Origin of the sequence: Leptolyngbya sp. O-77 (assembly GCF_001548395.1) — a bacterium.
GTDB lineage: Bacteria > Cyanobacteriota > Cyanobacteriia > Elainellales > Elainellaceae > Thermoleptolyngbya.
Window position 1 is genome coordinate 3,324,107 of the sequence record NZ_AP017367.1, and the last position, 11,544, is coordinate 3,335,650.

An 11,544-nucleotide genomic window follows, 5' to 3' on the forward strand; every position below is an offset into this window, starting at 1 on the left:
ACCGTGACACTGCACTAGACCTGTTCTCCAGTCTTAAAAGTACCGACAGAGGCTTGCAGTTCACGTGCCACCTCGACCGTTTCTGCCAGCGCCTCAGAAATCTTCCGCGACGAGTCAGAAGTCAACTCCGACACCTGAGCGACCTCCTGCATCAGCATCGCCACGGCCGCAGAAGTTTCCACCTGAGACACCGTTGCTTCCGAAATTGACTGCACTAGCTCGTCAATTTGACGCGACAGATCCAGAATTTGCGCCAAGTTTTGTTTTGCATCTTCCACGTAGTGCGTACCCTCGACCACCTTGCTGGTGCTCTGCTCCATCGCTTCCACCACCTCCACCGTTTCCTGCTGAATGGCTTCCACAATGCGCTCGATTTCCTTGGTTGCATCCGCAGATCGCGCCGCCAGCTCGCCCACCTCTTCTGCCACCACGGCAAAGCCCTGACCCTCTTCGCCTGCGCGAGCCGCCTCAATCCCGGCGTTAATCGCCAGCAAGTTGGTTTGCATGGCGATCTGGTTAATCAGCGACACAGCCTTTGAAATTTGCTGCGACGACTCACCCAAGCGCTTCACCTTCTTCGAGGTTTCTCCGATGATTTCTCGCAGATTCAAAATATTTTGCACCGTCAAATCCATCGCGCTGCCGCTGACCTCTGCGGTAGCCGAGGCAGTATGCGCCACCGTGGCCGCCTGCTGCGCCCGCTGGGAAACCTGCTGAATTGAGTGCGTCATTGCCCCCACCGAGTCCATGATGCGCGTGGTTTCCTCGGCTTGCTTGAGAGCTGCATTTGCCAGGGCAGCAATAGCGCTTTCGTTTTGTCCGAGCGACTCGTTCACCTGGTTGGCGGAGCGTTTCACCTGGGTCACAATCTGGCGCAGGCTCTCAATAATCGAGTTGAAAAAGTCGGCAACGGTGCCAATTTCTCCAGCCGTCACGTCTGCCCGCACGGTGAGGTCGCCCGAAGCCGCCCCTTCTACGTCGTCTAGCAGGGCCATAAGCTGCCGCTGAAGCGTTTCTTGCTGCCGACGGCGTTCCTCAGAGAGGGCGTTGGCTTGGTTAAACAGGCGGGCTTGCTCAAGGGCGTAGCCAAGCTGGGTTGCCACCTGGCGGAAGAAGTTGATGTCAAGCTGGCTCCAAACGCGGGGGGCATCGCACTGGTGGGCAATCAGCAAGCCCAGCAGACTTTCACCAAAGAGGATGGGCGCAACCAGGTTTGCCCGGACTTGGTAGGGTTTGAGCTGCTCTAGATGGCATTCGGTGAGTCCGGCTTGGGTAATATCGGCAACGACTTGCACGCGGCCTTGGCGATATTGCTCGACATACTTTTCGGCAAAGCAGGGGTCATAGATTTTGTTGGACAAGGCAGCCGGATAGCCAGATTCGACTGATTCGGCGATAAAGGTGCCGTGCCAGTTTTCGTCGAAGGCATAGACCGCGACCCGCTGACAGTTGAGCGATCGCCGCACTTCAGTAACGGCAACTCGCAAAATCCGCTGCTCCTCAAAGCTTTCGCGCATTCGGGACACAATCTCCGCCAGTTGGCGTTCCTTCTCGGCGGCGGCTTGCTGTTTTTGCAACAGCTTGGCCTGACTCAGGGCATAGCCAATCTGCACAGCAATCTGTTGCAGCAGCTCAATCTCGACCATTTCCCAATGCCGTGGGCCAGAGCATTGGTGGACACACAGCAGCCCGACCAGATCATCACCTGCCAAAATGGGAGCCACCATGTTGGCCTGCACCTCTAGGCGCTTCAAAATTTCGCAGTGGCAGTGGGTTAGTTCGGCGGTTTCGCGATCGGTCACAAAGCTGACTCGGCCGGTGTAGTAGCGCTCGATGGCTTCGGGGGTGAGGGGGTCTTCAATGGTTTGCCCCAAGGCCCGTTTCCAGCCGCGCCCGACATCTTCCGCACTGATGTTGCCACTTTTTAGGTCAGGGGCAAAGCGATAAATCAGTACGCGATCAGCTTTCAGCACTTCCCGCACCCCTTGTACGGAAGTGGAGAGGATTGTCTTTTCATCCAGGGATTGGCGGATTCGGCTGGTCACCTCTGCTAGCAGCAGAGCCCGTTCGGTGGCCTGCTTTTCTCGCTCGCTCTGCATCTGCAACATAGCCTCGGTTTGCACAACGCCATCTGCCAGTTGGTTAAAGACCTGAGCCACTTCTCCCAGTTCATCGGTTGCGTAGATTTCAGCGCGGGCCTGGCGATCGCCCTGGCTAAAGCGCTGGGCAGTCGCTTGCAGTTGCCGCACAGGACGTAGGATGGATAACCCCAGCACTTTTGCGAGCAGCAGGTTTGACGCAATAACGAACAGCACAATCAAAAACTGCACCTGTAAGCTCTGGAGAATGAGTTGGTTTAGCGCAGTTTCGGAACTTCCCCGCACTAACACAGCCGTTGGCTCACCGTTGAAATTGGGAATTGCCTCGGCAGCCAGTGTGTGGGTTATTGAGCCAACCTGTCCACGCCCGGTCACAACTTGACCACGAGCGGCGATCGCATCGCGCAATAGCTGCAGATCTTGTAGGCTAACGCCTGGGGATGCCTTACTAATGTCGGGGTTGTCTCCAGCAGCCAGAGCGGTTGTTAGTTCCAAGCTGCCATCAGGCTGCACCTGATAAACTGCACCATATCCATTTTTAAATGCAGAGAGTGGTTTTTCGACAATCCCCAGCTTGCCGTTGACGATGTCCCCCGAGACTAATGCCCCAATCACCTCTTCTGTACCGGGCGCAAAGACCGGCGTTACCGTATAGCGAATAAGCGCGTCTTTTCCCCGAATGTCTTTGGGCAGTGGCGGAGCCTCATTTTTTAGCTCATCCCACGAGACGATTGCCGTCGTTTTAATTTGTCGTGGGTTTTGCAGCACCGTACCCACTAATCCGTTGGGGTCAAATCGTTGCCCCGTGCGTTTTGCATTGGCGCTAGCGATAATCCGCAAATCCTTACCCACTAGCGTTGCATATTCAATCCCGTAGGTCTTGATCTCCTTTTGCAAAATTGTTCTAACCTCAGCTTCAGACCCTGGCGAAAGTTTTCTGCCTGCCGCATGGGTAGCTGCTGCGGCAATAATCGCTTGATTATCAGCCTGGACTTGAAATGCAAAGCCCATTTGGTTGACTTTGATGTCATAGGCAATCTCAATCATCTCTAGCTCAGATTTTGCCTGGTTTCGTAACTGATTGCGGCCAGAGGTTACAATCAGCAGCGCACCAATTCCAACCAAGCCAGCAATCGAAACTGCTGTGGAGGCTGTCAAACCGATGACTTGCTTGTTGCGAATTTTCAGGTTCTGGAACCACTGTGCCCAAGGATAGGGACTCGGCTGAGTTACTGTAATCGACTCCTTTCGATTGTTGCCGTAGGTAATGCCCCGATAAGTTAATTTATCGTTATAGTCGGGCCACGAGGATAATGCTTCCTCATGACCATTTTGAGGGAATGAATCGGTGGATGGAAGCACAGTAGAATCCGTAGAATCTGTTTTCTTGGAAGTTGGGCGAAATTCAGTGGTCATAGTTCAAAACCTAGCGCAAGAGAGGTTCAGGAATGAAATTAGGCAGCAGTGATGGATGCCGCAATCATGAGGCAGAAGGATTGGCTGAATGATGAGCCGAGGAAATGAGAAGTACGAGCTGAATCTTTTTAGCCCTGACGAAACGCAAGCATAGGTGCTGAGGGGCGTGTCATAAAACCCAAACAGGAAAACCTTAAGAGGGCTGCAAGAGGGATGAACGGGCGATCGCCTCTGCATTTAACACCAGCAGCAGCTCAGAATCTAGGGAAACACAGCCGTCTACATAAGGCGCAATGTTGCTAGAAAAATTGGCTGGCGTTGGCTGAATTAAATCGGGACTGATATTTAGAATTCCACTAACTTCTTGAACTCGAAACATGAGAGGAGTCGCTTCCGTCCGCACCAAAATCAAGTTGAACTGTTGAGAGCTGTAAAAACCAGACGAAAACCCTAACATTTGTGCCAAATCAACCACCCAGACCACCTGACTGCGGCGATTTATCAAGCCAGACAAGCAGGGATGCATATTCGGCATCGGGGTGATGCGCTGCGCGGGTACGGTGATGGCTTCCTGCACACAAGACAATGGCAGCACCGCAGGTGTTTGTGGAGTCAGATTGAATCGAATATGGGTGTGCGATCGCCCCACATAGGAGACTGGAGCCAGGGAAGACGGCGGATTGGGAACTAGAGCCGCACTCATAGCCCAACTCCAACAACGCTCATGACTGCTCGTAGCAATTGTTCACGGGTATAGGGCTTGGTTAAATACGCATCTGCCCCCTGCTTCATTCCCCAAAGACGATCAATTTCTTGGTTTTTGGACGTGCAAATAACAATTGGAACCTTGGATGTCTCTGGCTGCTTTTTGAGGCTGCGACACAATTCAAAGCCGCTCATCCCTGGCATCACGACATCTGTGACAATCACATCTGGGCGGTGTTGAATTGCTTTTTCCATTGCTTCTTTGGCAGTCACTGCATTAATCACTGTGCAGCCACTCTCTCGAAGGTAATGGCTCATCAACTCCATCTCAGAAGGCGTGTCTTCAACAACCAGGATCGTTTTCGTCAACGTGGGAGTCATGGATTCGTTTCCTCTATGAATAAAAATTGCACATGGTGTTTTGAGCAGCCTTTGCGAACGATGCTATGCCACTCTTGCTGTCTTTCAAACTTGTTCTAGCTCAAGTGCTTGAAGACAACCTTTAGCAAGTCGGATTGATTGAATGGCTTCGTTAGATAGCCAGATGCGCCAACCAATTTCGCCTTGGCGCGATCAATCAAGCCTGTGTTGCTAGTCACCATCACCACAGGAACATTTCTGAAACTCGGATGGCGGCGCAAAAGAGAACACAATTCATAGCCATCTAAGTTAGGCATCGTTACATCCAGCAAAATTAGATCAGGCTTAGTTCGTACAATTTGCATGAGCGCCTTTACCGGGTCGCTAATCAAAACGACTGAAAATATCGTGTCGTCTAGAAATGCTTGAATTGACCGCAAAATCGTTGGACTATCATCGATGCAGACGACGGTATAATGCTCTTTAGAAAGCTTGGGTGGATCTACCTCTATAGTCGAGCCATGCTCTGTAGGCGCTGTTTTCTCAGGTGCATCTTTAGATTGAGGGAAGACGGGCTGCGATCGCCCTCTTTCGATTGGAATGGTCTTAAAGGTAGGCGCTTGGGCGATCGCCATTTGTGGCTTTTGATGCGTCACATGCTGCTGACAATATTCTGCCAAATCTCGCAGATCGATCTTGCAAAAAGTCCTCCACTCTGAGAATCGCTCTCTTTCAAGCAGCTCATAGCTGCCCGCATTGATCAGCAAAAATCCCTCAATTACTTCCTTCGCCAGACTGTCAATTAAATTAAAGATATGTTCACCTATCAGGTGATTTTGATCAATCAACCAGCAAATCGCCTGATAATCTGGCACAAATTCTGATTGATAGATGGGGCGGTTTTCAAATAAGAGCCGCAGTTGCACTCGCACCGCGCTGACCAGGCTGGGCAGATGACGGCTGATTTTGCTGAGATGACGATCCAGTCGTCCAAAGGAATCAATAGAACTGGAGGCATACACCAAGTCGCCCTCTTCAAGATAAATGAACCAAGTTGTGGAACCATCAGTGACGCGCAAGCAGCCAGTCGCTTTTCGACTTTTAAGCTGGGCCAAAAGATTGAGTGGATATAACTTTTGAGGAAATCGATATCCTGCAATTGAGGTGGTATTCATGAGTCACTACTTGACCTTACTTCAAACTGTTGACAAACCTTCATAAAAGGTTCCGCAGCGTGTATCTGATTGGTTCAGTCTCTTGGGTGATGCAGTGCGACCAGCAGAGAGAACGAGGGCGATCGCCCAATCTCTTTCTTGAATGGTTCTACAGCGTTTTTGAAGCTAGTGAGGTACGTGAATAGTCAAGAAGCCCTTGCCTCGTTAGGACTGTGCGTACCTCACCCTGCAAGAAAATGCTGTATGCGCTTATTCCAGTTCCCAAATATTTGAACTACTGGAGAAGAAATGAAGTGTTAGCCTTGAGTGCTTGAACCGATAAGCAGGTTGGGCGTATGGGTTCAAGGGAGGCTTGAATGTTTTGGTGGAGATGCAGCGCTGAGCGTGGTAGAAGAGGTGGTAGATGCTTCAGGCAGGCTCTCTAAGGTCTGACTATTTCAGCAATTTGGCTGATGCGTATTATTAGATTAACAGACTTGTAAGCAACTTTTGCAAACCTCAAATAAAGATGAAACGGCAAATAAAAAGAGTGTCTTTAATTGAGCTTTTTGATTCATCTTGTATCTGCATAAACTTTAATAAAAGTGTCCGGATGTTCGCCCAAATCAATGCCATACACCAGCTTCTAATGCTATGTCATAGCTAGAACTTGGGTTGGTCGTTAGCGCTTCAGCGCTGAAGCGCTGACTACGAGCCAGGGCATCCCCCTAAAACTAAACCGTGACACTGCCCTAGCCACTAATCAGACGGCACTCCGTAGTCTCTTACACGGTTTTAACCGTAGATTCGGGAGAGCCAAAGATTAATTGAGCGATCGCAGCAGGCGGCGGATCTTATCTTTTTGCTGGCGATCGAGATCGGGTGGGAAGCTGAGTTCCAAAATAGTGCGATCGCTCAACCCAGCCAGCATTTCCACCCGCATGATTTGTGCGACCAGACTCTGCGGTTCTGGGTCATCCGGCTGACGAAACACCAACAGGCTGAGCAGTGGTTGGTTGACCTGCAATTCTTCGATTGTTTCAAGCTCAATCATTTCTATCTCCAGCCGCAGATCGCGCATCCCTATCTCCGTCAGCGTCGCCGGGTAGGATACATCACCCCACCCTTCCCAAAACAGATAGGACGCAGCCTGTACCTGCTTTCGCACGGCAATGCTGGATTCGGGTCGAAACTCGCGAAAGACTCGCCCAATGCTGGCGGCGATGAATTTAAAGGAATCTACCGGATTGTCTCGCTGCTCGCGCTTTTGGGAATACCACTCCTTTACATCGGAATAGAGGACAAGAACAAGGTCATCAGTCTGAGTGCGGCTCAGATTGATAAACTGAATGGCAACTTGTACCTGCAAGTTGCTGGTCGCCTTGGCGCGAATGATTTTGGCATCGAGTAAGACTCGCGCTCCATAATCCCCAATCAGTTCTACCCGAACTTCATCTGGTACATTAGGCCACTCATCTAGTAGTAGCAATGCCCCTGATTCGCTCACATTTTGTGTCGTGCCGCTCCACTGCTGGCCGTCGCTGTGGATGATAGCGGTAATTTTGCGAGGCAAGCGATGAGCATCGCGCAACTGGGGTTGTTCAAAGGCGACCAAGCAGGCCGCCAGCAGCAAAAACAGGTTAAACACATTCCAAACTGCATTAATCAGCACAGCCTGCGCGTCCTGTGGACTGATGACCAGCCAGAAGGGGATGGCCAGCAGGGAGGCAGCGGCGATCGCACTCAAATATACAAGATAGCGAACGCTCTCAAAATCGAAGTTGCGCTCGGTCACGGTCAAGCCCTTGTCTGTCACGTTGAACGATCCCAGCTTTGGATTAATCAACGCCAGCAGCGTCACAATGCCCGCCTGAAATGACATGGCAAATTCATACACTTCGTTCCAGAAAGAGAAGCGAACGTGCTTGTAGGGAATGTGGTTGGTCTGCATAGACAAGAGAATGTGCGGCAGCGCATAGGCCATGGTCTCTAGCCCTAGCCCGCGCACCGATGAAATGCCCAGCAGCAGGTAAATCATCGGCGCAATCACATACATTAGTCTCGGAAAGCCAAAGAAAAAGTGTGATGTGGCGCTGAAATAGCACAATCGCTGCGCCAGCGTGAGTTTCAGCTTGCGGTTAAACAAAGGATTTTCGAGCCGCAGAATTTGCGCCATGCCCCGCGCCCAGCGCACCTGCTGACCCACGTAGGACGAAAATTTTTCGGGAGCCAATCCCGCTACCATGATCTTGTCGTAATAGACAGACTGGTAGCCGAGCGAATGTAGCCGCAGCGCCGTGTGGCAATCCTCGGTGACGGTTTCGGTGGCGATGCCGCCAATCTCCCGAATATACTCGCGCCGCACGACCGCCGCGGAGCCGCAAAAAAATGCAGCGTTCCAGTGGTCATTCCCCTTTTGCAGCACTTTGTAAAATAGCTCGTTGCCCACGGGAATTTGTCCACGAGTCAGCAGGTTGCGCTCGAAGGGGTCGGGGTTGTAGAACCAGTGCGGCGTTTGCACCAGTGCGACTTTAGGCTTCAGGAAAAAGCCCACCGTTTCTTTGAGAAAGCAGCGGGCGGGAATATGGTCACAGTCCAAAATCAGCACCAAATCGCCGTGGGTTTTCTCTAGGGCGGTGTTGATGTTGCCGGCCTTGGCGTGGTCATTGTTGTCGCGCACCAGCATGATTGCGCCTACTTCGTCGCACATGGCTTGTAGCTCGGCGCGGCGTTCGGGATACTTGCGGCCGTCGTCTAGAACGTACACGCACTTTTTGTCGGCGGGATAGTCGATGGCGAGGGCGGCGATCGCCGTTTTTCGCACAATTTCCACATCTTCGTTGTAGGTCGGAATGTAGACATCGACACTGGGCCACTGCGCTTGGGGCACGGTGGAGAGGTCAATGGGCTGGCGCTGGCGGATGCGGAGCGTCTGAAAATAGGCCAGAAATAGCGTCAGAATTGCGTACATCTCTGCTGCATAGAGCAGCACGCTAAACACCGCATTCAGCCAGCTATCCAGCGACAGGGTGTAGAACGTGCGGTAGTAGAAATAGCGGAGCGTGGTCAGTCCGCTGAGGGCAACCAAGACCAGATGCAGCCGTTCGCTGAGCGCAGTATCTTCTTGCTGTTCCTCTAGGCGTACTAGCCAGTTGCCTAAAAAGACTAGCGACAGTCCAAAAATGGCCTGCTGCCAGATGCCAGGACGGGCTGTAATCATGGGCGTGGCCAGCCACAGCAGCGCACTCAGCAGCACCAAAAACACATAGCGATGGCGGCGAAATGCCGTCTCAAAAAAGAGCGGAATGCCATTGACTAGGCGAAGTAAGATCCGCTTGGTGATAGGATCTCTGGTCTGATTGGATGCTGGCGTTGCAGCAGGGGCGATCGCGCGAACCATAGACACCTCCTACTGCTTTTCTTGAGACAGGGTTCGATTCAGCCAGGCCTGACCCACGCCATACATCAGCAGCGCAATCAAAATCGTGCCAGGAATCAGCAGCAGCCAGTAGCCGCCCACCCGCTGCATCAGGCGATCGCGCCAGTTTGCTTCACTCAGGGTGGTGCGCTGGCGGGCCTGTTGCAGAAATTCCAGCGTGTAGGCATCGGGGCTATTGGCCTGCACTGCGGCATCATTAGCGCTGATCAACACTGTGTCTTCTCGCAGTTGATAAAACAGGGCATCCTGTTCAAATAAGGCCTGCAACTGCTGAATCCCGGTGCTGGATTGTCCCGTCAGTGCCAGCAAAACGCGATCGCCATTCCAGGGCGACACGATTTGTTTGGCAACCCCTTCCACATCTGGCAAGGTGCGAATCGCTGCGCCTTCTCGTTTGCGTTCAAACAGTGCCTCCAGGTTGAAGCCGCTGCTTGGGAAGGCTTCGGGCAGCGGAAAGCGCGATCGCTCGCCAATCGCAATGAGATGATGGGTTTTTCGCACCTCCGCAGGCAGTTGCCCAGCGCGATAGACATTGAACTTGATCGATTCGGCTTTGCTCAGTCGTCCCAGCCGCTCGCTCACTTCCATAAGCAGCAGTAATTCTGCGGGGTTGGGGTTTTGGGGTAGGGCGATCGCCGTCTGTGACAAATCCTGGGGTGCAGCAAAGGGATAGCCGACTTGCAACAGCTTCAGGTCGGGCACTCGCGCCATGTTTTCGCGCTTTAGCTCGAAGCTCGTGTCTGCATGAACCGTGCCCCAAAGCTGCTGATCGATTGCCCGATTACAGGAGCGGCGTTCGCGGGGGTCTAGCCGAAAGCGGATCTGAAGCTTGGAGTTGGGTTTGATTTTATCTGGGGGTAGGTCTACTTTGAAGGTAGCGTTTCTAACGCCGTCAACTGCATCCAGCTTTCGCCCTGCTAGCGGCAGTCCGTCGATCTGCACCTCCAAAAGCGAAGTGAGCGGGTTGAGCTGCGGCCCGTAGCTATAGCGCAGATTCAGCACATTACCCACCAAAAAGCGGTCGTCTGGCAGGGCCCGAAAGTCGATTTCGATGGGCGGCGCATCGGAACCGCGAGTGGTGATGTCCTGGAATGGCTCATTGGCCTGGGTGAGCAAGTCCTTGAGTTGGAAGGAATTTTCGACGGGCAAATAGCCCGGCCAGTCACGCGGATCGGGCGTGGGCACGTCGGCCAGGTCTTTCACCAAAATCACGCTGCCGGTTCCAATCTGGCGATCGCGGCTCTGGAGTAAAAATTGCACTGCCTTGCTAGCAGCGGCGGGTGTATTGCCTGTAGCCACTAGCACCAGGCTCTTTGCATCTGGCGAAGTGGTTAGCATTAGCACGCCCACATCATTGGCGATCGGCTTCTGGGTTTCATCTAGCCAGCGATCGCCCTGCAATTTCAGCGGCAGCTTCAGCGATTTCAGCACAGGCTGCATTTGAGTCGTGCCGATCACCACCAGTCGCTCGCCGGGGCTAAGTTCGTTGACCCGTTTTACCAGCCGCGTATCAATCGGGCGAAACTGTGCCAACCGTCCGAGGCTGCTCTGAAAGCGACTGGCAGCCGTCAGCCAGACTTCATCCACTGCGTTGGGCAGCAGATAGGCCAACTCATTGGGGCTGAGGCTGAGTTCGTCAAACAGCGGAAACGGATAGCGGCTAAAATCCAGCGATACTGGTCGGGGCGCAAGGTCAAATACAATCTTGGAATCGGGTAAGATTTCGGTCCAGAGTGACGGATCGTAGGGATCTTGGGTGCAGGTGGGCGAGTTGTTTTGTAGCGCTGCAATCACCACTTCGTTATAGTCTTGCAGCAGGCTAGTGGGCACATCATAGATGGCATTGCCGATTTCGCCCTGGGGCTTGTTGAGCGGCACACTGCCCACACTGGCCCCGTTAACCAGCACCGTCAGGTTCGACCGAGTGGCATAGAGCGCAGGCGAATGGCGAAACCGCAGCGACACTTTGACCGATTTAGTTTCCCAACTGCGCGGGCGCGTGAATCGCAGCCGCGACTCGTCATAAATCCCCCGCAGTTGCAGCCGCGTTCCCACCACAGGGCTGCGGTTAAATTCCAGGACATATTGCCCCGGCGATAGGGGCTTCAGTTGCACGGTCGCTGGTAACGTCGCTTGGTTGGGAGTGCCTGTGGCGGGTCGGCGGTCGGGCTTGGTTTCGGGAGGGATGGCGTTTTGCCGAAAGTCGGGAAGTTCGGTCTGGGCGATCGCCCCACTGTTTGCCAGCAGCGTCCCAAATAGCAGCAGCAAAAGGAAACCAGCGACCCGCTTTTGTGAACGCAGTTTGGAACGAGAAAACAGCCCGAAGAAGGAGACAAGTGGACGAGAAGTGTGACGCTTCATGGAAAGCCTG

General features: G+C 53.0%; 6 protein-coding genes. All 6 read right to left on the reverse strand.

Annotated features, from left to right (window positions below):
• Positions 1-14: 14 nt before the first annotated feature.
• Positions 15-3,461, reverse strand: coding sequence for a GAF domain-containing protein (locus O77CONTIG1_RS14195; protein ID WP_172799693.1), 3,447 nt, complete (start codon positions 3,459-3,461; stop codon positions 15-17).
• A 247-nt stretch (positions 3,462-3,708) separates the two neighbouring features.
• Positions 3,709-4,218 carry a chemotaxis protein CheW gene (locus tag O77CONTIG1_RS14200; RefSeq protein WP_068511611.1) on the reverse strand — a complete coding sequence of 170 codons (510 nt, stop codon included), beginning with the start codon at positions 4,216-4,218 and terminating at the stop codon, positions 3,709-3,711.
• Positions 4,215-4,601 (reverse strand): PleD family two-component system response regulator, encoded by a 387-nt coding sequence (locus O77CONTIG1_RS14205; protein WP_068511613.1) that lies wholly within the window; start codon positions 4,599-4,601, stop codon positions 4,215-4,217. Before O77CONTIG1_RS14205 ends, O77CONTIG1_RS14200 begins: the two co-directional genes overlap by 4 nt.
• Before the next feature lie 95 nt (positions 4,602-4,696).
• A complete protein-coding gene (locus O77CONTIG1_RS14210) occupies positions 4,697-5,755 on the reverse strand; it encodes a response regulator (RefSeq protein ID WP_068511615.1) in 1,059 nt (352 codons plus the stop codon).
• Between the two features lie 802 nt (positions 5,756-6,557).
• Entirely contained in the window at positions 6,558-9,134 is a 2,577-nt protein-coding gene (gene bcsA, locus O77CONTIG1_RS14215) for a UDP-forming cellulose synthase catalytic subunit (RefSeq protein WP_068511618.1), read from the reverse strand.
• Positions 9,135-9,143: 9 nt separating this feature from the next.
• Complete coding sequence (locus tag O77CONTIG1_RS14220) at positions 9,144-11,534, reverse strand: cellulose biosynthesis cyclic di-GMP-binding regulatory protein BcsB (RefSeq protein WP_084782651.1); 2,391 nt, start codon at positions 11,532-11,534, stop codon at positions 9,144-9,146.
• Positions 11,535-11,544: the final 10 nt, after the last annotated feature.